We start from the raw sequence: 25483 nt of genomic DNA, 5'->3' as shown, positions 1-25483 counted from the left end.
ATTCCACAGTAGCTCAGTGGTAGAGCTATCGGCTGTTAACCGATCGGTCGCAGGTTCGAATCCTGCCTGTGGAGCCATATTGGAGAAGTACTCAAGTGGCTGAAGAGGCGCCCCTGCTAAGGGTGTAGGTCGCGTAAGCGGCGCGAGGGTTCAAATCCCTCCTTCTCCGCCATAAGATTTCGATATAAGTTCTCAACCATCGGCCCGTTGGTCAAGCGGTTAAGACACCGCCCTTTCACGGCGGTAACACGGGTTCGAATCCCGTACGGGTCATTCCATTTCGTTGGGCTATAGCCAAGCGGTAAGGCAACGGACTTTGACTCCGTCATGCGTTGGTTCGAATCCAGCTAGCCCAGCCATTTTTATTTTTTGAAATCTAATAGTAAGAGCCATTAGCTCAGTTGGTAGAGCATCTGACTTTTAATCAGAGGGTCGAAGGTTCGAGTCCTTCATGGCTCACCATTTGTCTTATGCGGGTGTGGCGGAATTGGCAGACGCGCTAGACTTAGGATCTAGTGTCTTTACGGCGTGGGGGTTCGAGTCCCTTCACCCGCACTTTATTTACAAAGTGCACGCAAATTGGTTTTACTAGGTTAAGAGCCTAATAAATCAGCACAAACACAATTCAATGATCACGCGGTCGTGGCGGAATGGCAGACGCGCTAGGTTGAGGGCCTAGTGGGTGAATAACCCGTGGAGGTTCAAGTCCTCTCGGCCGCATCAATGATACCAAGGGTTGTAGACCCCTGGTATTTTTTTATGCTCTCTTTTAATTTTAAGGTTTACTCCTTTTTACTCCACTTGTTAGAATAATTCATCCAGCTTATCAGCAGTTTCTTTTTGTTTATTAGGAAAGAGATGACCATAAACATCGATTGTTGTTTTGATTGAAGCATGTCCTAGTCGTTCCTTTATTGTGATGTAATCTTCTCTTTGATGAATTAACAATGCGACATGTGAATGTCTCAGATCATGAAGGCGGATCGGTTCTACTTCTCCTCGATTACAAATTGTTTTGATTTTTCGGCTAAAGATGTCTTTATTGGCTGGGCTCTCTTTGTACTGGAAAATAAAAGTGTTGTCTGATGATGATACTTGAAGTTTTTCTAATATGTCTTGTTGTTTTTCTTTCCAGTCCAGTAACATTTCAAATAATTTTGTATTAATACTGATCCGTCTATTAGAGTTTTTGGTCTTTGGTGGAGTGATTTTATATTCACCTTTAATAAATGATAGTGACTTATACACATTTATTTCTTTTCTTACGTTATCAATATCATTCCAAGTCAAAGCGAGTAGTTCTCCACATCTCATTCCCGTGAAATAAGCAACAGTGTAGAATACTTTAAAAAGCTGCTCTTCATTTTCATCTATTAATTTTACAAATGCTTTAAATTGCTCAGGTGTCCAAAATTTCATTTGTTTTTTAGGTATTGAAAGATTAGGTTTTCTATACGTCTAAAGATTCTAATGATGAATTATCTTCGTTTTCATACTATGAAAAGCAAGGTGATGAATATACAAGGCTAAAAGGCATGTCAAGAACTGGCGAAAATGATCGTCTTGGCTTATCGAAGAAAACACCAGACTATGAAGAAGCCAAGGGAAAAGAAACTAAATTAGAGGAGTAGACCAAGTGTTTACTTCTCATTTTTTTGATTTTTATGAAAGTTTACCTCGTGGTTTAAGTTATTCTTATTACAATATATAAAGAATATAAAAATGAATTAAAATAGTTCATTCAGATCGATATGAATCCTATGTCAAATAGGTCAATAGGAAATATTATGATTATTTGATATAATTTTTAAAAAAAGGTAGGGGGTCATTGTTATTAGAGTAGCGAGTGTAACTTTAAAAAATTTCAGGTCATTTGGGGAACAGCCACAGACTGTTTCACTCAATAATCTTACTGCTTTAATAGGCAGTAATAGTACAGGGAAGACTGCATTAATAAGTTCATTACTAAGATTATTTGGTCAAAAAAGTACGGAAAGAAACCTTATTAAAAGTGATTTTCATATCCCTAGCAATGTTGACCCAGATAAAATTAATGAAATCAGTCTGTTCATAGAGGCAAGGGTTGAATTTCCAGAACTTAATGAGGAGCCTTCATCAAATTTAACTGGAATTCCTCCACATATCAAACAAATGGTAGTTGATGGGCCAGGTGAAATTCCTTATATACGAATACGATTAGACGGGAAGTGGATACAAGGTCAGAATCCAGAAGGTAATATCGAACAAGAGATTTATTATGTCACTGTACCAGAGGGATATGATGAGAAAGATGCTATTCACCCAATTCCATTACATCAAAGAAATACAATACAATTAATTTATGTACCAGCAATGCGTGATCCTATCTCTCAATTGAAAAATGCATCAGGAACTCTTCTATGGAGAATTATGAAGAATATTAATTGGCCTGAGGATATTAACAATGAAATAGAAGAAAAAATGAAACCGGTTATTGAATTATTCAATGAAATTCCTGAGGTCTCAACTGTAACTGAGACGCTTAACATTGAATGGGGGAAGTATCATAAAGAAAAAAGATATAATACTGCGAACCTTGTATTTAATAGTAGTGATTTATCGTCCATTCTAAAAAAAGTAGAAGTGCATTTTTCTCCAACTGATGATGGAAGAACCTCAACAATTACTGATTTAGGAGATGGGCTTAGATCTTTGTTTTACCTTAGTTTAGTCTCTTCTCTTCTAGAGGTAGAACAAAATATTGAAAGCGAGAACAAACCTGCTCTTATTATTCTTGCTGTAGAAGAACCAGAAAATCATGTATCTCCTCATCTGCTTGGTAGGGTGGTTGCTAATCTAAATGAAATTTCATACAAAACAAATTCTCAAGTGATTTTATCTTCCCATAATTCTTCCATAATAAAAAAGGTGAACCCAGAAAGCATTAGGCATTTACAAATAAGTAACGATAGTTCAATAGTTAATAAGCTGGCTTTACCTGACAAACATAATGAAGTATTTACATACATTAAAGAAGCAATTACAGCATACCCCGATCTTTATTTCTCTAAGCTCGTAATTTTAGGTGAAGGAGATAGCGAAGAAATCGTTCTACCAAAGATTTTAAACAAATATGACATCTATCCAGATGAAACAAGTATCTCAATAGTTCCTTTAGGTGGAAAGCATGTGAATCACTTGTGGAAGTTATTAAACCAATTATCTATACCTCATATTACTCTATTAGATTTAGATAGAGAAAGAAACGGGGGAGGGTGGGGAAGAATTAAATATGCATTAAAACAGTTAATAGCAAATGGGGTTGATCCAGAAGAATTATTAAAGGTAAAGAGGAAAAACGGTAACGAAGATACATTATCAATAAAAGAATTAGATGATTTTCATAAAAAAAATGTAGATCTAGTGCAAAACATGGATGCTTGGATTAAAAGGTTAGAGAAATATAATGTGTTTTTTTCATACCCATTAGACTTAGACTTTTCTATGCTTAAGTCTTTTGAAGCTCAGTATCAGAGTACTATGTCTTATGGGCCAAGAATACCTGTTGATGAAAATAGCGATGAATATTTAGAAAAACTGAATAGTTCTGTTCAAGCTACTTTAAAAAGTAATAAGGCAACAGGTAAGACATATACTTCTGAAGAAAGAGAATTAATGATTTGGTATAATTCTTTGTTTATAGGGAGATCAAAACCAAGTACCCACATCGATGCTTTAAGTAAAATAGATGATACAGATTTTATTGAAGGTATACCGTTAGAGCTTAAGAGGCTTGCTAATAGAACAAAAAGTATTATAAAAGGGGTCGGCAATGAGGATCATTAATTGTAAAGATTGGACTCCATTAAATGGGATAGTACTACAGGAAGAAGCACTCAATGCCATTAAACAACAGGGGAATATTTCAGTAGTTGCAGGGCCTGGAGCTGGAAAAACTGAATTGCTGGCGCAAAAAGCAGGTTATTTATTTGAAACTGAGGAATGTAAACCTCCTCATAAAATACTAGCAATTAGTTTCAAAGTAGACGCTGCAAGAAACTTAGGGGAAAGAGTTAAAAAAAGATATGGTCAAGCTTATTTTTCGAGATTCGAGTCAAAAACATTTGACTCATTTTCGAAAAGCTTATTAGATCAATTTATTTTGGCACTGCCTGAGAAGTATAGACCGAAAATTGATTATGATATTATAAATAAAGAATCAGAATTAAATGAATTAGTTAAATCATATATTACCGAAAGTAATCCCTATTTTCCAAATTGGCAAAATGAATATACACCAAGTGTTTTTTATAAAAAGATGATTGAAGATAAGCTACCTCATCACCTAATTGAGAATGATCTGTACTCATGGCTAGTAGTGAAGTCTTGGTCTGTCTTAATAAAGGGTACACAAAACTTAAAAAGTTCTCTGACCTTCCCTATGATAACCATGCTGGCAGATTACTTATTAAGAGAGAATCCATTAATTCTTAAGGCAATTAGAGCAACATATACTCATGTGTTTTTAGATGAATTTCAAGACACAACGTATCATCAGTATAGTTTGCTAAAAACAATTTTTATGGATACTAATGTATCTGTTACAGCAGTGGGAGATCATAAACAAAGAATAATGGGCTGGGCAGGAGCATTAAAAGATGCCTTTAAGACCTTTAACGAAGATTTTAAATCTCAAGAAATACGGTTACTAACTAACTTTCGTTCTGCACCAAAATTAGTTCAAATACAAAATGTTTTGTCACAAAACATTAGCCCTAAACATGTCGATGTAGAGGTTTCTAAACAATGGGGAACCTTAGAAGGTTTGTGTGAGATCTGGAATTACAATGATCATATTGAAGAAGCTTTTTCAGTTGCAGCTGCTATAAAGGATTGGATGAACAAAGACCAACTCAGCCCAAGAGATTTTTGTATTATAGTTAAGCAATACGAGCATATTTATAGTAAAGAATTGATTAAAGCTCTCGATTCATTAGGAATTCACGCAAGATTAGAAAAAGAATATCAAGAAGTCCTTTTGGAAGAATGTGTAAATTTAATTTTAAATATCTTTAGATTATCAATACCGGGTAATAAGCCGGTGGTATGGCTAGAAACTATTGAGACAATAAGTTTAATTAGAGGCAGAGGAAGCAACTCTGAAAATAATGATTTGAATAAAATAGAAAAATCTTTATATGAGTTCATACAAACTTTTAGAAATTCTATATTTAATTGTAAAACTCATGGGAATAAAGAAGAAATAAAGGGTTTATTAGAAGATATAATTTCTTTTATTGATATTAATAAACTGAAATCATGCTACCCTAAATATCGAAAAAACAGTTTCTTTCAAAAAATTATTAACCAATTTGTTAATATAATCTCCTTGTCTCTAGAAAAATATAAAGATTGGGATCTTACAATAAGAGATATCCTAGGGGATTTCAGTATCCCCATAATGACTATTCACAAAAGTAAAGGATTAGAGTACAATACAGTTTTCTTTATTGGTTTAGAAGATGGTGCATTTTGGAGTTTTAGCAAACAACCAGAATCTGACAAAAAAGCGTTTTTTGTTGCACTGTCAAGGGCTAAGGAAAAAGTGGTTTTTACTTTCAGCCAAGAAAGAGAAATCTTAAAATATGGAAGTCTAAAGCGGTTAACTCAAAATCAGGACGGAATTTCAGAACTCTATGAGTTATTGAAAAAATCTGGTGTACCAGAGATAAAAAAGTAACTGGCCAAGGGTAGGCGCTATGCCTATTCCTTTTTCTTTTTTTTAAAAATCTTCTCCATTTTTGCTCCAAATACCAATATTCCAAAAAAATATTACTGTCAAGCTGCAAAAGAATTGCTCTGACCGCAAAAAAACCGCAAAGAAGTAGATAGTATGTACCGTTCTGCAATTCACATTTGTAAAATAAAGGGTGTTCTGACATAATACAATTAATGTAAATATTCGCACAATTTATGTAAGGATGGGGGAATTTTCTTGCGGGGTGTTTTCTTAGATAAAGATAAAATTCCGTACGACTTAGTCACGAAAAAGTTAAATGAATGGTATACATCAATAAAAAATGATCAAGTTGAGCAAGCCGAGATTATAAAAACAGAAGTAGAGAAAGAATTGTTAAACATGGAAGAAAATCAAGATGCCTTGTTATATTATCAACTATTAGAATTTAGACACGAGATTATGCTGAGTTATATGAAATCTAAGGAAATAGAAGATCTCAATAATGCTTATGAGACTATAAAAGAAATTGAGAAGCAAGGGCAATTAACTGGCATGTTGGAATACTATTTTTACTTTTTTAAGGGTATGTACGAGTTTAGGCGTAAAGAATTAATTTCAGCGATAAGTGCTTATCGAATAGCTGAATCAAAGTTGTCAGAAGTTGAGGATGAAATAGAGAAAGCAGAGTTTTTTTTAAAAGTGTCCTATGTATATTATTATATGAAACAAACATACTTCTCCATGAATTATGCAAATCGTGCACTCAAAATATTTAGAGAGTATGAAGAATATGCTGTCCAGACTGTGCGTTGTCAATTTATTGTAGCAGGAAACTTGATCGATTCTTTGGAATATGAAAGAGCCTTGGAACAGTTTTTGAAATCTTTGGAGATTTCCAAGGAAAGTAACATAGAGCATTTAATTGCAATGTCACACATGAATATTGGGATTTGTTATGATGAATTGAAAGAATATCAAAGAGCTTCACGACATTTAATCTCAGCGCTAGAAATTTTTGAAAAATCAAAACATAGTTTCCTAACAAAGACTTTATTCACTTTAACTTACGTTGAAGCAAAACAACAAAATTATGATGTCGCTTTGACATACTTTAGGAAAGGGCGATTCATTGCCGATAAAAGTGATGATAAGGAATACTCAGCGAAATTCAAAATATTAGAGGGTTTATTTTTTTCAGATGGTGAGACCCAGTTAATAAAGGATGCATTTTCATATCTGGCTTCGAGAAAAATGTTTGCTGATGTTGAAAATTTTTCGATTGAAGTCGCTGATTATTTTCACGAACAAGGAAATTTAATGCTCTCTAATGAATATTATCGTATGAGTATTGAAGCAAGACGAAAAATTAAAAAAGGGGAGATTATTGATGAAAATCAGCCGGATTCTATTGGCAGCAGTGATTTTAAGTAGTGTATTTTCAATAACTTATTTGCAAAGTGATCATAGTACAGAAGTCAAAGTCGCTGCAGATAGGGTAGGAGCATAAGGGTACTGAAAAGGCTTAATCTTTATTAAAAGGTTAAGCTTTTTTGGGCTATAAATGTAATCAACCAAAGGAGTCAATCAATAGACATGGAACAGGTTAATAATTTGTCTCAATTTAAAGAGATGGTACAAAAACATTCAACTGGAGAAACATATTATAGAGGTCAACTATCTCATTATACTGATATCAATTCAAGTATTTCGAGAGATAAGGGATATGTATTAAATGAAGATAAAATTTTCACCGAGTCAGTTTTGATAATGCCAAACGAATTCGAACACATTCATGAACCTATTGATTATTTGGCTAAAATGCAACATTATAATATTCCAACTCGTTTAATTGATATGACTGTAGACCCACTTATAGCTTTATTCTTTGCAGTAGAGAATGTTGATGATGAAAATGATGGTATCGTTTATATTTTTAATAAAAATGGTGAAATGAAAGATTGTAAACATGTACGTCTACTTTCATTGTTAGCTAAAATTGATGATTATACCTTCTCTGTTATACAAAAAAAATATGAAGAACATTATGGCGAAATCATTACCATTCCTGAAATAACTCAATATTCAACAAAACCAGCGTTTATAAAATATAGTCAAAATGAAGATAAAACAAATATTCGAATCACAAATCAAAAAGGTACATTCGCTATTTGTTGTAACGAAATGTCTCCTAATGGTACGCTAGGACAAAATATTATGCCTTTAGTAAGTGACATTAAAGTTAAAATCCGAATCCCATATGAATATAAAAAAGTAGTTAAACAAGAGTTAGATAATGAAGGGATAAATAAAGCTTTTATATACCCTGAATTACCGTCAGTAGGGGATTATGTAAAAGAAAAATACAAATACAGAAACTATACTAAGGAAAATATTTGTACGATTGTTAATACTATGGATGTATCCACGGGTGCTGCAAAACGGCTTTCACTGATGGTAGTGTTGGAAAAGCCTCAGGACATAGAGCAAATTAAAGTTATTTGTAAAACTATATTCAATGGTTATCAACAGTCACAAGATGTTATTTGGATATACATAGCGAAAAATGGTGAAGATTACAAAAATGCAAATTGGATAATGAGAGCTCAGTGGATCAGGCCTACATTAAATGAGTTGTTTAAACCTCTTCCGATTGGTAACTCAGAAGATGGGGAATACTGCTGGGATTATTCAGAGGATTATTCTGTTATATCGAATTTTTACAAAACATTCTCTTAAGTCATCGGTGAATTTTGGTGCCCAATTTGTGCCCAGAATTCATGTAAAATGATGAAAATAAGTGTAAATAAAATAAACAGATGCTTTGAATAAAAGCTTTTGTAACCCATGATATGTTTTTACTAGGTTGAGGGTCTATCTTAGAAAACCATACCAAAACATCTTGGTATGGTTTTTTAGGTTGTAATTATTCAATTCCCAAAAAACCTTTATTTTGAGAATTGTATAGATTAATCTTCCCAATCCTCATCTTCATCTAAGTCCTCTTTACCTTTTTCAAGTCGCTGAAGAAAAAATTCAAGAAAATTACTGGCAGCAGTATAACCATATCCTTCACTGTTATCCCAAAGAATAACCGGACACTCTCCATCCACCATTCTGTTTGTATCAAGACAATAAGAGAATTCATCTATATACTCAATAACAACAAGACCTGGTATAAGATCGTAAAACGTTCTGTATTCTTTTGTTTGCTCTACAACTTCAGCGCCTTCAGAGTCATAACCGAGGATCATTGTTCCGTATGCACCACCAGAACCATACTCTTTCAAAAACCATTTATAACTTTCAGGGAGAGAAACTTTAAGTTCTTCTTCTATCTCATGAATCTCTTTCTCGCTGACTCCTCCAGTGATAATAGAGAATTCTTTGTTTTCTTCTAAAAACTTTTGTATTGTTGAGTAATCCATAAAATTCACCTCTTACTGTTGTTTTTCAAATTGTTGTGCTCTCCATTTCCAATATCTCTTTCTAAAACTGTCGTATTGAGCAGAAAGTTCGGGATTGTTTCTAAAACTTTGCCCGTTTTCCTTTAAACCATGGAGAATATTGTGATATTTTTTGTGCAGGCTTTCAGGAACTTCAACCATTGTACCAGGTTCTTCTTGGATTAAATGGTGTAGGTTTATTTGTGTTCCGTCCTTTGCAAAAGGTGCATTGCCAAGTTTCATTAATTGAAGATTTGTTTGGCCTTTACGATTTTTTTGATTTAGGTCTATATCTTTTAACATATACACCTTTCGGCTTACGTCTTTTATATTTCCTTTAGCTTTCACTTTTCCTTCTATTTCCGCAGCAGTATATTTTTCTTTATTTAACCAAGGAACATCAATGTATTTCCCCGTAAAAGGCTTTCGAGTTACATCAGCTATCTTCTTGGAAAACTGATGAAATGATTTTTTATAACTCTCCCCATCTATTGTGTTGAATGGAAAAGTCCCTGAACCACCAGCCATTGCATACTGTTGTTCAAAAACATTTGGTATTTTAACGTATTCAATACCTTTTTTTATTCCTGTTTTTGAAACTTCAAGTGTCTTAATTGCAGCAACTTTTGAACCGGCTTTTGCAACTTTGGATACTTTATCAATACCTTTCGGACCAACTATTGCAAGAACAACAGTGCTGCCGACATAGGACACCCATTTTGCTCTGCTGTAGCTATCTCCATTAATCATATCACGTTGGAAAGTGTCTTCTATGTCTTTTGCTATGATCTTATAAGTATCGATTGGATGTAAAGCTGCGTTCACAGTTCCAGAAAGCGATTCAATCGGGTGTCTTGCAAGTTGATAGAGACCCATCACTGTATCTTTACCTGCTTCATACATTCCCACTGCAATACCTTTTCCAATTTCAGCTTTTTGTTGGAGTTCTTCGAGTTGGCGGAAATAAACTTGCTGCTCAGGTTCCAAATTATCGTATCCTATTTTCTTCGCAATTTTTAAATACTCGTCTGGATCTGTTACCTTTACAAGCTTTTTTTTCAAATCTTTTATTTCGTGTTTTTTAGCTTCTTCTTTTTTGATCTTTAAATAAGCTTCAGATTGCTTCTCGATATCGCTTTTTTTCTTATGTATATCGCTCTCACGATATGCCTTGGCATTATAGTGAAGGGGTGTAGCGTTCTTGCCCTTACCTGTTGATTCCTGTAACTTTTGAAAGTCTGCTTTAATGAATTGTTCGTTAGGTTCAGTTATTGCATATTCAGTTTTTAAGTTTTCGTCCACATCGCCTATTTTATCAACAGTCTTTTTCCGTTTGTTTTCGGCAGAAGAGAGCTCATCCTTAAAAGTCTCTGTTGAAAATAAATCAAGTGGAAGAATGTCATCGATATCATTCAGAATATCTTTCATTGCTTTCTTCTGCTCAGACATAATTGATTTTGATTTTTTATATGCGTTTGCTAATTCATGTTCTAAGAAGGATTCCTCGATATATGCATCAGATAAGCTGGCATCTTCTAAAACACCGGAGATACTAGTAAGGAAAGCGATCTTCATTTCAATTAAATCAATCCATTGATCAGTGACACCCACATGATCGTGATAAAATGCTTTGATATTGTTTGCTCCCTTGCCAGAGAACTCACTGTCATCCAGATCAGCAACAGCCTTAAATGCTTTTCTTAGCTTAATCATTTGATTTTTCAATTCTTTATAATCTTTTGCTCGATTTTCAGCTTCAGATAACAAAGACTTAGCTTCAAATACCTTCATTGTCCAATCCTTTCAATGATTTTATAACTAAATATTACCACGGAATAGATGTGGGAGTTCAGAAAAATTATTGTATAAGGAGAGCTAAAGAATCTTAGATCATTTGAACTTAATGAGAGTTGGAGAAGTAAGGAGTAAGGTTTTATTAACCATAATTCATACAAATCTATAGAAATGATGTAAAGTGAAGTTAGATAGGTAATGAAAAAAGCTTTCATAACCAGTGATATGGATTTACGATGTTGAGGGCTTAGTTTGAGAACCCATGCCAAGTAATGCTGGTATGGGTTTTTTATGCTTTAAATATTTCAGGGACTAAATTAAGGTCAAAGAGGTCAGCTTTCTGCTAATAGACCATGATGTTTTGGTACGGTACTAAAGTTTTAATTTTAAGGTTATATTAAGGTTTTATATAAGATGCATTTATTGACATATTAGTACAATTGAACTATTGTATAAAAGTGGTATTGTTAAAAATAGGAGGTTAATATGAGAAAAATTTCTTTATTTTCATTTTCAATTTTATTATTAATAAGTACTTTATTTATTAATAATGATTACGCTTCTGCAGTGGAAAAAGATAACGGAGCTTTAAAAAAACCGAGCAATGAATATACGCTTGGTGAAATACAAAATATTTTGCAGAGTTATTTAAAAAGTAAAGGGAAAAATTATAAGGTAGACTCTAAAGAATTTGAAGAATTCGCAAATGATCAGTTATTGAATGATACAGATAAAGAGCTTGCTAATCGGGCAGATTATAGTTTAATTTGTGATTTTTTAGTAAGCTATTTGGAAGAAAAACAAAACTTTTACTTCGCAAATGAGAACAATCAATCTAAAAGTTCCTTTAACTTAAATAATATTAAGGATAAAACAATAGGACAAGTAGCAAAGGAATCACAAGAAGAAGAAGAACAAGTCGAACAGATTTCGCAAAAACACGAAGAAGAATCAAAAAATAAGTTTACCGCAATGGGCAGTTCATATAGTGTTTCAAAAGCACAAGCTTATGCTAGGAAATGGTATAACGGCAGAAATAAAAACTATGCCAACTTCACTGGAAGTGGTGGGGACTGCACTAACTATGTTTCTCAAATCCTTTATGCAGGTGGAAAAAAAGAAAAACAAGACAGTAGTGCTGAACCTTTCGTTATAACATCAACTACTTCATATTGGTATAGCTTTATCAATCGTAAAGGTATTGGAAAAGCCTTTAGGCAAGGTCGCGCAATCTCAACTTCATGGGTAAGAGTATCTGATTTTGGCGCTTATTGGGCTAGAACACAAACTGTAAAAACTTATAGTAATGTAAATGATGTAGTGAAAAATGCCAAACCAGGTGATGTGGTTCAGTTTATGAAAAAAGGGCGTAGTACTTACTTTCACACTATGTTTGTATACGGAAAATCAGGTGGAACTCTACAACTATCTGGTCATTCAGATGATTATTTAAAAAGAAATATCAAGAAAGTACAGAATATAAAGAGGTATAGGCTCATTAAGTTCTGAGTTTATAAAACGATGCATCGATTAATTTTTCATATTGGTGTAAAATATGCTTACATCCCATTCATTACATATAAAGATTGGAGTTAAAAATGAAAAAAAGTAAGCTTATTTTAGTGAGTATTGTTTCTGTTGTACTGCTTGTTTTTTTAGCATGGTTTATTTATGCTGGCACCCACCAACCTCCTATTTTGAAGGGGAATTCAAAAGATGGAAAATGGAGTGTTATCTATTCTCCTGAAAAAGACATAGATCTGGCAAGGCAAGACTTATGGGCGGTTCATATTACATGGAAAAGGGATTCTGAGTTTTCAGTAAAAGAGGTTGTGTTTAAAGAAAATGGTGTTGTTGAGGCATCAGGTGACGCAACAGATGAACCTAAGAATGCAAAAGAAATAGCAGTAGCGATAATGGCAGATCCACCAAAAACGACCAATGATTATCAGGTAGAAGTCACTTGGGAAGAGAATGGGAAAAAACAAAAAGACATTATTCAAGTAAATAAAGAGATCAAACGGTCATTTGTTATTCCTAATGTAATAAAAAGAATTTTAAGTTTAGAATAAAGCTATAATACTCTCATGGCATAAAAGCAGGTAAAAAGCGCCTGCTTTTTCATGTTTAATCTTAATTTTTCACCTTAACTGATTACTACGAGCAGGGCTGTTACTAAGTAAACATCAATAATAAGGTAACTTTTTAAAAAAGACCGCTACTCCATTTTTACTCCTCATAACAATAAATCATTATAAAACAGGCAGTTGCTTACTTAAATCTACCAATAAAAACCGTATGAAAGATAATACCGCAGTAGACTTTACTATCTCTGACGAAGATATGAAATTTTTAAATGATCTACCCCTTATCGATACTTATCGTGACGATGAGTATATGCCTGTCTTTAGTTCACAATACAAAAATATAGTTCACAATACAAAAATAAGTAAGTAATACATGTTAACTACCAATATAAAGAAAAACAAGATGACAGTGACTCACATTTATTTAGAGCTATTACTATAGCGTCTAGGCGAAAATACGTTTTTTAATGCACTTATTATTCCAGGCACTAGAAAGAAGATGCCAAAAAAGACAGTAAGTAAATTTAATTGTGGTGTTTCATAAAAAGTAAACCATTCTATAAAAATTGACGATTCCGTAATTCTCCCAAATAGTGTTCCATCAATCTCTCTATAATTAGGTAACCATCCTGTTGTTTCAAATGAAATAAAAATGATCTGTGACAATAAAAATACACCAATTTGAGAAACCCAATATTTTTCCAAAAATGGAACACTTTTTTGCTTTTCAGCCAACTAATATCCCTCCTTGCATTAGATACCATTTTATAATTGGAATACGGAAAATTAAAGAATAAGTTTGAAAATTTAACATACCTTTCCATTGTTTATTTCGTTACAACTGCACGTTTAGTTTAATAACAAATGCGTTACTCTTCATAAAGTATCGCATCTGTTAATTAAGAACATAACTGAATTATCTCCAACATAAACTTGATATTTCGGATAAAATGCGTACTCTACTAAATTCACTATTAAAATAACATAATCTTTATTTCCATATTTTATGTGAAGTTTCTTTTAATCATCAAGTCATTTTTAATATAGGAGCTATCGATTTTTCGAATAGGATCATCTTATTGCGAATGAGGGACAATCTGCATCCTGATATCGGCTAGGTTTCACGATTCAGAGTGAGAAATCACGAAGAAAAAGCAAACTACATATCGAAGTTTGCTTTTTTGCTATATCAACAATGAGATGCACCTATATTTTTATATCCTCTGGGCAAAGCTTATGTAAAAGCTGCTTAACCGACATTTCCTCAGTCAATGATCGTATTCCTTGCCCAGCCCATAATGACATCTGATCATGGTTATTTTGAAGTGAAGCCTGCTGTCTCATTGCCTTCGTTAGTGTATTTTGATATGGATACGGAAGGGTTTGTGTCTCAAACTGTTCTTTTTCCTCCATCCATTTATTTACGATTCCTCTGGCCTCTTTACCTGAAAATAATGTCGTAAGCTTTGTATCTGCTTCGTTTGCTTCTAGTATTTTCTGTTTATGCACTGGATGGGCGTTGCTTTCGTGACAAATTAAAAAGGCAGATCCGATTTGTACGCCTTGAGCTCCAAGGGTTAAAGCTGCTTTTACTCCTCTATGGTCTATTATGCCCCCAGCAGCTATGACTGGTACGCTCAGTGCATCTGCTGCTTGTGGGATCAAAGCCATTAAACCCACGGCAGACTCACCTTTGGAAGGCAAGAATGCTCCGCGATGTCCGCCGGCTTCACTTCCTTGAAGGACTACTATATCCATTCCCCGTTCTTCCATTAACAATGCTTCCTCTACTGTTGAAGCGGTTCCAATTAAACAGCAACCTGAAGTCTTTAGCTCCTTTACAGCGTCTTCTGGCGGCAGATCAAAAGTGAAGGAGCAAGCCTTTACCTTGTATCTTAAAATCATATCGATTTTTTGGTAGAAGTCATCCCACTCTTCCTGCACAGATGTGAATTGATTTACTTGATCAGCTAACGGTATGTTTTTTTTCCACGAGTCTATTTGATCTTCTGACGGCATTTCTAGACCTAACGGAACAAATACATTCACTTGAAAAGGAGAGTCTGTCAGCTCAAACATTTCTTTCAGTTGTTGCTCTAGTAATTCTGGCGTAAGATATCCCGATGCTAAACTGCCGAGAGCATCTTGATTCGAAACGGCAGCTGCCAGTCGCGGCTTTGTAATACCGCCAGCCATTGGAGCTTGAATAATTGGTTTTGTTAAGGAAAACCTCTTCATAAATTCATTCATACCGAATCCCCCCGTTAAGACATGAATTTTGAAAAAAAGATTATTTTCAATTTTAGTCAAAGACTCGTATTCGCTTAAATATATCGTTTTCCTTCTATTTGTCAATTCATGTTTTTCTAAAAATGCTCCCTTATAATCGTTAAAAAAGCAGATAAAGCAGGTGTAATTAAAGTGTCCTTTCGTCTAATAAACATAGTTGTTACTAGAGAATATTTGTCAGAGATCGCATGGCTGCGGATGCGGCCTTGTTCTTCATGCGCGGCAATAATTGAACGAGGCAGCAGTGAAATACCCAAGCCGGCGCTAACACAGCCAATAATTTAATATTCGTTACCTCTCCTAAAACAATTAAAACTACAGGACCACTATTTCTTATTAATTGAATTTACCTTTTTCCAATTGAGATTGGAGTCTTATTCGCTTACCTGAAAATTGAACAAATAATTACAAAATAAAATGATAATATTAATTCGCAATTATTTCCGATTGCTGTTATAATAGAGAAGAATTATTTTTGTTCGGTGTAAAGGATAGTATGAATATTGACTTTTCGTCTTGATGATACTTTGGGCAAGGATAGTAACACAATGTGTGGTAACGCACTAGGAGGCAACAAAAATGGAACAAGGTACAGTTAAATGGTTTAATGCAGAAAAGGGTTTTGGCTTCATCGAACGTGAAAATGGAGACGATGTATTCGTACACTTCTCTGCAATCCAAAGTGACGGTTTCAAATCTTTAGACGAAGGTCAAAAAGTAACGTTTGACGTTGAACAGGGTGCTCGTGGGGCTCAAGCTGCTAACGTAAAAATTGCTTAATCTTTAATCGTTTATACAAACAGGCTCTTTATAGGGCCTGTTTTTTTATGTCCTCTGTATAATACTCAATAAAAAACCCTACTCAACATTCGAGTAGGGGCATGTACAAGGTAATAGAAAAAGATTTAAAACGTCAAAGGTTTGTTTACAGTATAACATAATGGATTGACTATATGCGGAATGTATATAAATTGTTTATGTTCTTTTCGAATACAACTACACGTGAAAAATTCTTTTTATGTTGACGATATGTTACAACTTTCAGATCTTTTTTTATGAAAAGAAGATAACAATTGATGTCGCAGTGAATTTAAGAAATTCTTATAGATAGAGGGGAAATTGATTGATTATTTTCTGGAAATAATCACTTAGAGATACCTAAAGCAATGAAAGCCCTGCCTCTCTCCCATCCTTACGGCTCCTTGTCCGTGCCAGTGAGAATCAGGTTTGGCTTAACAATTTGATAAAACTTTAAAAGTTCGCAGGAAGAAATTCTAATAATAAGAGTTGTAGGACATAGAGGGTAATGTTCTAAAAGTAAAGTTGAATGATTTCCTTTTTAATCATCATAATCTGTTTAATTCAGGATCTTTTTCATGACCTGTAATTAACCTTAACAGAAACTTTTTATTTGATTTTCAGTGATTCCTTTAATTACTTCCAGTTCACTAATTAAAAATTCATATGCGTTATCGAGCATTTTTTTTTCGCTTGCATTAAGTGCTTTTTCTTTTTTCATACGCATTAAATCACGTACAACTTCAGCGCCTTCTTGTATTTCACCCGTTTTTATTTTGTCTGTGTTTACTTTATACCTTTGTTTCCACGGCAGTAACTTATCTGATTCTCCATGCTGATAAATGTGGATAATGTGTTTTAAAGCAAGTATATCAGTAACTGGCCGTATTTTTGAACTTAATATGTTACGCGTTGGTATCATAACTGTCATCTTACTGATTGACATTTTTATGACATAATACTGTTGTTTTTCCTCTAAGAATTCTTTTTCTTCTATGGCTTCAATTATACCGGCTCCGTGCATTGGATAAACAATATTATCGCCAATTTGAAACATTAATCCACCTCCATATATTGTACCCTCTTTAGATTATCATACATGTAGGCGAATTATCAAAATTTTAATAATAACATGATGAATTTTTATTTGTCAATCACTTTTTCAAAATCATATCAAGCAAAAACTATTTAATATTAGGGAACGTCGTGTCGGATTCTCCAACTAGAAAATAAGCTCTCATCACGAGTGATTGGTTTTAGAATGTTGAGGGCCTAGTGTAGTGAGCCAATCATCCTTGGAGGATTCGAGTCCTCTCGGCCGCATCAACGATACCAAGGGCACTTAATGTGGACAGAAAAGGTTTGCTGACGTTTGACATTTTGCTACCGAGAGATGACCACAATTTATACATTAGAAGGGAGCACCATTCACAGGGACTCCCTTTATTAATAGTAGAATAAACCTTATGAATTACTGCTTCACATGAATTTTTTTATATGACAATGGTGTCATTTTCATCGCTTGTTGAAATTTGCTTATAAAATAACTGGTACTGTTAAATCCAACTTGATAAGACACTTCTGTCACATTGGTGTCCGGGTGTTGCAGTAACAATAAGCTTTTTTGGATTCTATAATCCAGGACATAACGTAACGGCGTTTTATTCAGCATTCGTTTAAAATAGCGGCAGCACTCAGAACGGCTCAGTTGGCCAGCTTTTGCAATGTCCTCTAGTGTGATTTTTTCAGCATAATGGTGATGGATCCAGTTTAACATTTGTTTCATTCGGTGACTTTTTATCATTTCAGATTGATCGTACTCTAATTGAAAGCCATTTAAGACTAAGTTTTTCCACATTACAGTTAATTGCATGGTAATGTCAATCTCATAGAGCGATGTCCTTTGTTGAACCAGTTGATTTATTTTTTTAACAGCTTGTAGAATGTTTTTTGCCCAATGTTGGTTTCCATCCAAACATAAATAAGATAAATTAGTTGAAAACATATAGGGCTGAACATAGTTTGGATACAGCTCTTGAGATAAAACGAAATGGGGTGAAACATTTAAGCAAATATACGTACAATCCGAGTGATCCTTTTCTTCTGCCATGTGCAGGCAGCCACTGTTGATAAATAATCCATCTCCTTCTTGTACCACTACTTTTTCTTCATTTATTTGAAAGACCGCCACCCCTTTTAGTATCAAAACAAATTGAATTTCGTCATGCCAATGAAGCGGTATATAGCCATTTATATTTTGATTGATCCTTGTCTCGTAACAGGCAACCGGTAATTCTACCGTTCGGTGTTCTGTTAATTCTTTTAAACTCTGATCAATCAAAAAACTTTTCATTTGGGCATTCTCACCTCAATATATTTATATTTTTTCGTTCGATTTGAGTATTTTTTATAAGGGTTCACATTTATTATAACACTATTATTATATTTATTAGTGAGGAGTCAGGTATGAATACTTCCAAAAGAGGAATGGGATTGTTCTATGTAATCACAGGGGCGACATGTTGGGGAATTGGAGGTACAGTAGCGAAAAAGCTTTTTCAAGAATATCAAATTGATGTCAATTGGCTTGTAACGACACGCTTGCTTACGGCTGGAATGCTACTCTTAATGCTCCAATTGTTCAGAAAGGAACGGTCTCAGGTTATTGGGATTTGGAAAAACAAAGCGTCAGCTTGTCAGCTTCTTATTTTTGGTTTATTGGGAATGCTTGCTGTGCAGTACACATATATGGCATCCATTCAACATGGGAATGCTGCCGTTGCTACGTTATTACAATATTTATCCCCAGTCATCGTCATCATCTATTCGCTTTTGCGAAAACGAACTGTTCTTACTAAACAGGATATCATAACAGTATTGCTTGCTTTGGCCGGGTGCTTTTTTCTGCTAACAAATGGTTCAATTTCTCAACTTTCAGTACCAGAAATAGCAGTAGTATGGGGAATCTTATCAGGATTCGCGGCAGCTTTTTATACTTTATATGCTGTTGGTTTATTAATCAAATTTGATTCTCTTGTTGTGGTAGGTTGGGCTATGGTTATTGGCGGTTTTGCATTAAGCTTTATCCATCCGCCATGGCAACTGGATTTTCAATTCTTAACAGCCGAGGCATATGCATACATTTTATTTGTTATATTGTTTGGAACAATGATTGCGTTCTGGTTCTTCATCAAAAGCCTGGAAAGCCTTTCACCTAAAGAAACAAGCCTGCTAGGCAGCTTAGAGCCGCTATCAGCAGTTATAACAACTGTTGTTTGGCTAAAGGAACCATATGGCTATTTTCAATGGATTGGTGCTGTATGTATTATAGGAATCACTCTGATATTGGCTTTACATAAAGGACCTTCTATTCAGAGTGAAAAATCTATTGGAAATCATGCAAATAATAATTTATAAAAGATAAATAAGATACTTTATTAAGGCCCAGTAGGTGAAGGGTTAAGCGATAATACCAAGAGTTATAGGCCTTTGGTGTTTTTTTCACCTATCTTTAAAAGTTAGTCAGCCATTTCCTTAGTCGTTATTACCATCCGGTAGTAGAATGGTCTCGCGAAAGTAAAGATAAGCCAGACTGTGTTAAAAGGGTATACACCCAATTCTGAAAAGATTGTTGGCACATAGCATGTGAAGTACACCAAAAGGGATCGAGTAGAAGAATGTAGGATGGAGGATACCATATAAAACAATAGGTTCTGGATTGCCTATATTCCATAAATTTTGTTATGTTGTTAGATAAAGGATCTAAACGTGTCATTTAACTGCATATGAGATACATCTTTAAATCGATTTAAAGATGCACTTTGGTATATGGGATTTGATCAAGATTACTTATAGCTGTGATACTTACTGCATATTCTTTTGTTGAGTAACATAAAATGGTTATCGGATTTAAAAAAGGCAGGACTACCCGCTCTTTAGGTAAAGGAGTTATAACATTGTTAAAAAGGTTTTGTCTGGTTTGTTTAACGCTTATGATATCTATCGCTGTTGTGCTAGTAGCTGCTAAAGATTCTCCTGGAAATAACGTCATTTCATTTGATCAGCCAATTATCTTATTGATTTCAATTGGCATAGTAGTTTTTTTATTCATCCCTCCATTAGCCATGTCCTTTTTTGGCAACTGGGTTGTAAGAATCATATCTGGAGTATACCAATGTTTTATCGTTTTAACTTTTCTGGGGCTCATACCAATTGGATTTCTTATCCCTAATGGCTTTTTGACAATCCTTTTTTCTATTGCTGGAACTTTAGTCAGTATAGCGAGTGTTGTCGTAACCTTATGCGTTGGCAAGAATAAAAAACTTACATAATAATAGAATTGCTGCTTTGTCAAGTAGACAGTGATGTAATAAAACTAGGTGAGAGGGCTATAGCGGCCTTCTCTTTTTATGTTGCGGACTTGAATATAGCCCTTGATGTTTTTTTTGTTGCATCATCTCCGCTTTAGGCTTAATCTATTGAATAATAAGCAGAACCTCTAGACGAATAAAATAAATACTGTGATGTCAAAAATAAATTGGCTGGACTTCATTAGTGTTCATTACGTAAATGTACGACGAACCAGTAAGTCTTAACGCCTGGAAAGAGGGGAATTCCTTCATGACAAACAGCAAAACAAATCCGAAGGTTGATGATTTTTTAAGTAAAGCAAAAAAGTGGAAGAAAGAATTTGAGAAGTTGAGAACCATCACTCTTGACTGTGGGCTGACTGAAGAGTTTAAGTGGATGCATCCTTGTTACACATATAATAATAAAAATATCGTTTTAATACATGGGTTTAAAGAATATTGTGCGCTTCTGTTTCACAAAGGTGCCTTGTTGAAGGATCCCCATGAGATTCTTATCCAACAAACGGAGAATGTACAGGGGGCGCGCCAGATTCGGTTCACCAATGTTCAGGAAATAGATGAAATGGAAACCATTTTGAAAGCCTATATTCATGAAGCCATTGAAGTTGAAAAAGCCGGTTTGAAAGTGGAGAAAAAGAATATAGAATTCATTATTCCTGAAGAGCTTCAACATAAATTTGATGAAATCCCTGACTTGAAAACAGCTTTTGAAGCATTGACCCCGGGACGGCAAAGAGCGTACATTCTCTATTTTTCTCAAGCCAAACAATCCAAAACCCGAGAGTCCAGAGTTGAAAAATATGTGCAAAACATTCTCGATGGAAAGGGATTAAAGGATTAGAATTCGGCTATACAAAGGGGCTAAGTAAAATGCGGGAAATCTCAAATCAATCAATGCGAAAAGTCTACCTAAACAGGAAACATACCAAATGATATTGGTATGTTTTTTAATTTACATTCTTAGTGGAGTGTAAATAATAATTACGGCGCTTATATGTATCCACACTGTTATGTTTTCAGGGGACATCAAGTTTACTGTACATACTCTTTTTTTATTAAATAATCTTTAATGAATTGTATAGCCTGCGCTTCGTCAGCTCCATTAGCCATTATATATATTTGGTGTCCAGGTTTAATTCCTAAGTCCATAATGTCCATGACGGACTTATGCGAGTGTTTTAGGTTGACAGTTTTCCCTCGGTATTCAAGAAAAATATCTGATCTAAATCGATGCGATAAACTTACTAACAAGGTTGCTGGTCTTGCAAATCCTGTTTCCTTCATGATCGTAAACTGTTTTTTAATCATTCTTCACCTCATAGGTTTATTAAGAAAGGGGACATACCATATCCGCTATCAGGTTTATCCCAAAATGGGACGCCTTGTCGCTCTGAGGAAAAGTTTAGTCCCGCGCCAGGCTGTCTGCCGCGGATGGGGATAAAAGCATGACAAGTACCGCCGCTATGTGGAGACCGTGCGCCCAAATAAGCAAGTTGACATACACCCTTTCTCATTTTGTGTGCAAAATTTTTTGTACTAAATTGGACAGTGACTTCATTTGAAAAAGGACAAGCAGTGTTGATTAATAAATCAGCAGTTGTTTATTATTGTAAATAGAAAAATAGTGTGTACAATGGTCAAATTCATGCAATTCGTTGATTATTCAACGTTTCAAACTAAATTGTTGATTATCTTAGGAAAGTTAGGTGACCAGCTATGTCCAAAGTGGATAGAAGAATAACCAAAAGCCAAGAAGCGATTAAGAGGGCTCTGATTGAGCTGATGACTGAAAAAAGTTTTGATCACATAACCATTAAGGATATTGCTGATAGAGCAAATGTTAATCGAGGAACCATTTATCTTCATTACTTAGATAAATTTGATCTCTTAGATAAGATTATGGAAGAGCATATAAACAATATGGGGGATTTTTGCGAATCAGCAGCTGAAATGGATTGGATTGAATCGACGATACACTGTATGGAATACCTAGAGAGAAATTATTTATTCTTTTCAACGATGTTGGCAAGTGAGGGAGCGCGATATTTTCGCAGTCAGTTCCTTAAGTTTAATATCGAAGAGTTCAAGAAAGATGTCGATATAACGAAAGGAAAAAATCAGGGCCAAAGTGAAGATGTCATTGTTGAATTTGCTGCAAATGCATATGTAGGCGTCGTCGAATGGTGGTTAAAAAATGAAATGCCGTATCCACCTCGTATCATGGCAGAAAGAGTGGGGGAATTGTTAGAGAGGATTGTATAATTTAACCTGCGATCAGAATCCTTCATTTCATTCAGAAGCCAATGAGATGGATGGGGATGATCAAACATGCCCCAGACCGTTTTATTATTGCGGTTGAAAACAGCCTGCACAATGTTAGGAGCTTGCATAATAAAAACATACCAAATAATGAATATTGGTATGTTTTACATTCATATAGAATCTTCATCTGTTAAACTTATTGCTTTTTTGAAATCGGTATCCATATTTCACTTTTAAAAGAGGGTGATGTTACATCCTTATGCTCGTTCCAGAGGATTTCTGGACCTTCTATTTGTTCATAATTTGAAGATGGAAACCATTCGGAATAAATGCGTCCCCATACTTCTTGCAGTGTTTCCGGAAATGGTCCGGCCGCTTCGAATACAGCCCATGTTGAGGCAGGAACTTCAAGCTGTGAGAGATGATGTGGACATTGTTTTGTTGTGGCTGCGCCAATATAGTGATCAAGCTCTCCTTTTCCCTCTAACCGATCTTCAGAAAAGTTCGTGGATGCACTAATCAGACCCAAAGGGGCTACATTCGATAGGTTTTTAAGCTGATTGATTGCTACTTCATCTAAACTTTCCCACATAGATGCAATCTCCGGATTAACCCCTTTGAAAATAATAGGGACCCTTTTCTTTATGCCAACGATGCGAAAGGCCTCTTTTTCTTCAATGCGAAAGTTCATTTCACTTCCTCCTTTGATGGATAACTGGAAGGTCATGCGCGGATAAGCTTTAAGTGAATGGCCATTACGCCTGGCTTCTGATGGTTTTATGCCGTGCAAATGTTGAAATGCCCGTGCAAAAGAATCCGGTGAGTGATAACCATACTTGATTGCAATGTCAATCACCTTTACGCTGCTATCTTTAAGTTCAAAAGCTGCAAGAGTAAGACGTCTGCGGCGGATATATTCCGATAATGTAATACCTGCAAGGAAGGAAAACATTCTTTTTAAATGATATTCAGAGCAGAAAGCAAGCTTTGCAGCTTCTTTAAAATCAATTTCATTAGTAAGATTTTCTTCAATATACTCTAATGCTCCATTCATGCTTTTTAGCAAATCCATTTGTTTGACCTCCTTTAACAAAAGAATAACAGGGGTGAAATATATCTACCCGACTTTCTGTGCACAGTTTTGCAGGATAACTTAACCTAAAACAGTGCCCATTTTGTGCCCGAAATGAATATAAAATAGGCATTGAAATGACTATAAACGTTTTTCTAACTGATCATATGCTTCCTCTTTATTGAGAGCCTGCTAGAATAACCCGGGAGGTTCAAGTCTTCTCTGTAGCATTAATGAATCGACATCATATCAATGAGCTGCTTTACTTTCTCATCGTCGCCTGTATCAACATATACTTTTTTTGTGTTTTTGATGATATTTTCAGTCACTTCACGCATTACGCCTTGATCTAAATGATGAGCGGAATCCCAGCGTAAAGGAACATTGTATACGTTAATCGTGCCATCCCCATTGCCGCTATAAGTTATTGATCCATCCACTAATCGAGAACCTGCTAATTGGATGATATCTTCTGGATAACTGGCACTGGTATCATCATTTGGGTTGATTGGTTCACCGGCTGAAATGTGTCGAACATTCAATTCATCTATCTCTTGATTTGCTCCAAGCTGTAGCCACACTCGAGCATATTCAATTTTCTCAGAAGGATATGCTGCCAATACATGATCTTCTTCACCTTTCTCCTCGTTTTTTTCTTTTTCTGAAGAGGTTTGATTTGATTCATCCGTTGAGGATTCTTCTGATCCTGACGCTGGCTCCGATTCATCTTTGCCTATTTTGGTGCTGTCTTCCATCTTGTTGCTCATTTCATCAGATAGTACATCAGAATCATGATTTGAAGGTTGTTTTGCTTCTTCGTGCTTACTGTCCGAACATCCAGCAAGCAATAAGGCAAGCAGCAGGGCAACATGAAAATAAAGTATTTTGCTGAGTTTCTTCATTTTTTCATTCCTCTCCATTCACTCGGTTGCAGCTTCATATAAAGCTGTATGCATCTAAATATTACCATGTAATAGATATATCTTTTTGAAAAATGAAGAGGAAACGATTTTGGAAATCGATTCTAAAAGACCGGCTGTTATTCTTATTTCAATATATAGGTCATCCAAGAACTGTTGGTGCCATCCTTCCGCGTTCAAGGCTTCTAGGAGATAAAATGATGGAGGAAATTGATTTTAAGACAGCCAATTACACTGTCGAATATGGACCAGGCACAGGTGTATTTACAAAAAAACTGCTTGAAAAACGAAATCCAAAGACGATTATGTTATTAGTTGAACAAAATAACGCATTTTATTTAATCTTGAAAGAAAAATTTAAAGACGAAAAAATGTATTCATTATCAGTGGATCTGCCGAAGAAGGCAGTCGTTATTTTAAGGAATATGGTATACCTTATACAGACTATGTGGTTTCCGGTCTTCCTTTGCAGAAACTAAGTTTGGTTGTTCTAAGCTAGATATGCTATCAATACCATCATTCTAAGGAAAAATAAAAAAAGAGACCAAGCCAATGCTTGATCACTAAGTAAAATCATCTCTTATGTCACTCATTAGCTTTTTAGGCAGGAACACCAAGCTGATGGAGAATGTCATGCCACATCAACATAAGAATGTCTGTTCAATCATTTAACCTAATTCTTTATTGTTTCAACGGACATCATGACATCTTATATCCTGAAATAAACAT

At 34.9% G+C, this 25483-nt stretch carries 21 protein-coding genes, 7 tRNA genes and 4 pseudogenes; 21 read left to right on the top strand and 11 right to left on the bottom strand.

Features of this window, described 5'->3' with window-relative positions:
- Positions 1-2 precede the first annotated feature (2 nt).
- The 7 genes from MOC09_RS19405 to MOC09_RS19375 all read left to right on the top strand — a co-directional run bounded on the left by MOC09_RS19405 (position 3) and on the right by MOC09_RS19375 (position 720).
- Positions 3-77 (top strand) — tRNA-Asn (locus MOC09_RS19405).
- A 4-nt stretch (positions 78-81) separates the two neighbouring features.
- Positions 82-172: transfer RNA gene (locus MOC09_RS19400), tRNA-Ser, on the top strand.
- A 29-nt stretch (positions 173-201) separates the two neighbouring features.
- Positions 202-273, top strand: a tRNA-Glu gene (locus tag MOC09_RS19395).
- 11 nt (positions 274-284) lie between these two features.
- A tRNA-Gln gene (locus tag MOC09_RS19390) sits at positions 285-359 on the top strand.
- Between the two features lie 27 nt (positions 360-386).
- A tRNA-Lys gene (locus MOC09_RS19385) sits at positions 387-462 on the top strand.
- A 10-nt stretch (positions 463-472) separates the two neighbouring features.
- Positions 473-555: transfer RNA gene (locus tag MOC09_RS19380), tRNA-Leu, on the top strand.
- Positions 556-636: 81 nt separating this feature from the next.
- Positions 637-720, top strand: a tRNA-Leu gene (locus tag MOC09_RS19375).
- An 84-nt stretch (positions 721-804) separates the two neighbouring features.
- On the opposite strand, the pseudogene MOC09_RS19370 reads toward MOC09_RS19375, so the two are convergent.
- Positions 805-1443, bottom strand: a pseudogene (locus MOC09_RS19370) (site-specific integrase); the annotation flags it as partial.
- A gap of 5 nt (positions 1444-1448) precedes the next feature.
- Between MOC09_RS19370 and MOC09_RS19365 the strand changes: the two are divergent.
- The 6 genes and pseudogenes from MOC09_RS19365 to MOC09_RS19340 all read left to right on the top strand — a co-directional run.
- Positions 1449-1631, top strand: a pseudogene (locus MOC09_RS19365) (cystatin-like fold lipoprotein); the annotation flags it as partial.
- Between the two features lie 196 nt (positions 1632-1827).
- The gene (locus MOC09_RS19360) at positions 1828-3825 is read left to right on the top strand and encodes an ATP-dependent nuclease (protein ID WP_311766272.1); all 1998 of its coding nucleotides are present in this window, start codon (positions 1828-1830) and stop codon (positions 3823-3825) included.
- Entirely contained in the window at positions 3812-5719 is a 1908-nt protein-coding gene (locus tag MOC09_RS19355) for an ATP-dependent helicase (RefSeq protein ID WP_268371608.1), read from the top strand. Before MOC09_RS19360 ends, MOC09_RS19355 begins: the two co-directional genes overlap by 14 nt.
- Positions 5720-5974: 255 nt before the next feature.
- Positions 5975-7150 carry a response regulator aspartate phosphatase RapI gene (gene rapI / locus MOC09_RS19350; RefSeq protein WP_268371606.1) on the top strand — a complete coding sequence of 392 codons (1176 nt, stop codon included), beginning with the start codon at positions 5975-5977 and terminating at the stop codon, positions 7148-7150.
- A complete protein-coding gene (phrI, locus tag MOC09_RS19345) occupies positions 7107-7226 on the top strand; it encodes a phosphatase RapI inhibitor PhrI (protein ID WP_076983188.1) in 120 nt (39 codons plus the stop codon). The genes rapI and phrI overlap by 44 nt, the downstream gene beginning before the upstream one ends.
- A gap of 86 nt (positions 7227-7312) precedes the next feature.
- On the top strand, positions 7313-8455 hold the full coding sequence (locus MOC09_RS19340) for an FRG domain-containing protein (RefSeq protein WP_268371604.1): 1143 nt from the start codon (positions 7313-7315) through the stop codon (positions 8453-8455).
- A gap of 230 nt (positions 8456-8685) precedes the next feature.
- Here the strand turns inward: MOC09_RS19340 and MOC09_RS19335 are convergent, their stop codons facing one another.
- Together MOC09_RS19335 and MOC09_RS19330 are read right to left on the bottom strand one after the other, a co-directional pair.
- A complete protein-coding gene (locus MOC09_RS19335) occupies positions 8686-9144 on the bottom strand; it encodes an SMI1/KNR4 family protein (RefSeq protein WP_268371602.1) in 459 nt (152 codons plus the stop codon).
- A gap of 12 nt (positions 9145-9156) precedes the next feature.
- Positions 9157-10953 carry a T7SS effector LXG polymorphic toxin gene (locus tag MOC09_RS19330; RefSeq protein ID WP_268371600.1) on the bottom strand — a complete coding sequence of 599 codons (1797 nt, stop codon included), beginning with the start codon at positions 10951-10953 and terminating at the stop codon, positions 9157-9159.
- A 489-nt stretch (positions 10954-11442) separates the two neighbouring features.
- Here MOC09_RS19330 and MOC09_RS19325 point away from each other — a divergent pair, with 489 nt between their 5' ends.
- Entirely contained in the window at positions 11443-12465 is a 1023-nt protein-coding gene (locus MOC09_RS19325) for an amidase domain-containing protein (protein ID WP_268371599.1), read from the top strand.
- An 89-nt stretch (positions 12466-12554) separates the two neighbouring features.
- On the top strand, positions 12555-13028 hold the full coding sequence (locus MOC09_RS19320) for a hypothetical protein (RefSeq protein ID WP_268371597.1): 474 nt from the start codon (positions 12555-12557) through the stop codon (positions 13026-13028).
- A 435-nt stretch (positions 13029-13463) separates the two neighbouring features.
- Here MOC09_RS19320 and MOC09_RS19315 read toward each other — a convergent pair whose 3' ends face one another.
- From MOC09_RS19315 to MOC09_RS19305, 3 genes and pseudogenes are all read right to left on the bottom strand, one after another.
- Positions 13464-13778: a YfzA family protein gene (locus MOC09_RS19315; protein ID WP_268371595.1), complete on the bottom strand. Its 315-nt coding sequence runs from the start codon at positions 13776-13778 to the stop codon at positions 13464-13466.
- 471 nt (positions 13779-14249) lie between these two features.
- On the bottom strand, positions 14250-15293 hold the full coding sequence (locus tag MOC09_RS19310; protein ID WP_268371592.1) for a nitronate monooxygenase: 1044 nt from the start codon (positions 15291-15293) through the stop codon (positions 14250-14252).
- Between the two features lie 116 nt (positions 15294-15409).
- Positions 15410-15613, bottom strand: a pseudogene (locus tag MOC09_RS19305) (LysR substrate-binding domain-containing protein); the annotation flags it as partial.
- Positions 15614-15911: 298 nt separating this feature from the next.
- Here MOC09_RS19305 and cspC point away from each other — a divergent pair.
- Positions 15912-16112 carry a cold shock protein CspC gene (gene cspC, locus MOC09_RS19300; RefSeq protein WP_268361572.1) on the top strand — a complete coding sequence of 67 codons (201 nt, stop codon included), beginning with the start codon at positions 15912-15914 and terminating at the stop codon, positions 16110-16112.
- Between the two features lie 613 nt (positions 16113-16725).
- On the opposite strand, the gene MOC09_RS19295 is transcribed toward cspC, so the two are convergent.
- On the bottom strand, positions 16726-17187 hold the full coding sequence (locus MOC09_RS19295) for a CarD family transcriptional regulator (RefSeq protein ID WP_268361576.1): 462 nt from the start codon (positions 17185-17187) through the stop codon (positions 16726-16728).
- Between the two features lie 414 nt (positions 17188-17601).
- Complete coding sequence (locus tag MOC09_RS19290) at positions 17602-18483, bottom strand: AraC family transcriptional regulator (RefSeq protein WP_268361579.1); 882 nt, start codon at positions 18481-18483, stop codon at positions 17602-17604.
- Between the two features lie 113 nt (positions 18484-18596).
- Between MOC09_RS19290 and MOC09_RS19285 the strand changes: the two genes are divergently transcribed.
- The 3 genes from MOC09_RS19285 (at position 18597) to MOC09_RS19275 (ending at position 21341) form a co-directional block, all read left to right on the top strand.
- Positions 18597-19547 (top strand): EamA family transporter, encoded by a 951-nt coding sequence (locus tag MOC09_RS19285; RefSeq protein ID WP_268371590.1) that lies wholly within the window; start codon positions 18597-18599, stop codon positions 19545-19547.
- 539 nt (positions 19548-20086) lie between these two features.
- The gene (locus tag MOC09_RS19280; RefSeq protein ID WP_268361595.1) at positions 20087-20461 is read left to right on the top strand and encodes a hypothetical protein; all 375 of its coding nucleotides are present in this window, start codon (positions 20087-20089) and stop codon (positions 20459-20461) included.
- Positions 20462-20750: 289 nt separating this feature from the next.
- Complete coding sequence (locus MOC09_RS19275; RefSeq protein ID WP_268371588.1) at positions 20751-21341, top strand: YdeI/OmpD-associated family protein; 591 nt, start codon at positions 20751-20753, stop codon at positions 21339-21341.
- A 191-nt stretch (positions 21342-21532) separates the two neighbouring features.
- Here MOC09_RS19275 and MOC09_RS19270 read toward each other — a convergent pair whose 3' ends face one another.
- Complete coding sequence (locus MOC09_RS19270; protein WP_268361586.1) at positions 21533-21808, bottom strand: HPr family phosphocarrier protein; 276 nt, start codon at positions 21806-21808, stop codon at positions 21533-21535.
- Between the two features lie 408 nt (positions 21809-22216).
- On the opposite strand from MOC09_RS19270, the gene MOC09_RS19265 reads away from it, so the two are divergent.
- The gene (locus MOC09_RS19265) at positions 22217-22762 is read left to right on the top strand and encodes a TetR/AcrR family transcriptional regulator (protein WP_268361588.1); all 546 of its coding nucleotides are present in this window, start codon (positions 22217-22219) and stop codon (positions 22760-22762) included.
- 196 nt (positions 22763-22958) lie between these two features.
- Here the strand turns inward: MOC09_RS19265 and MOC09_RS19260 are convergent, their stop codons facing one another.
- Both MOC09_RS19260 and MOC09_RS19255 read right to left on the bottom strand, forming a co-directional pair.
- Positions 22959-23834, bottom strand: a complete 876-nt coding sequence (locus MOC09_RS19260; protein WP_268361590.1) for an AraC family transcriptional regulator — start codon at positions 23832-23834, stop codon at positions 22959-22961.
- Between the two features lie 230 nt (positions 23835-24064).
- Positions 24065-24736, bottom strand: coding sequence for a hypothetical protein (locus MOC09_RS19255; RefSeq protein WP_268371586.1), 672 nt, complete (start codon positions 24734-24736; stop codon positions 24065-24067).
- 92 nt (positions 24737-24828) lie between these two features.
- On the opposite strand from MOC09_RS19255, the pseudogene MOC09_RS19250 reads away from it, so the two are divergent.
- Positions 24829-25232 (top strand): annotated as a pseudogene (locus MOC09_RS19250) (class I SAM-dependent methyltransferase); the annotation flags it as partial.
- Between the last annotated feature and the right edge of the window lie 251 nt (positions 25233-25483).

The organism is Bacillus sp. N12A5 (assembly GCF_026790125.1).
Lineage (GTDB): Bacteria > Bacillota > Bacilli > Bacillales > Bacillaceae > Bacillus.
This window is presented reverse-complemented; position numbering and strand designations above follow the sequence as displayed.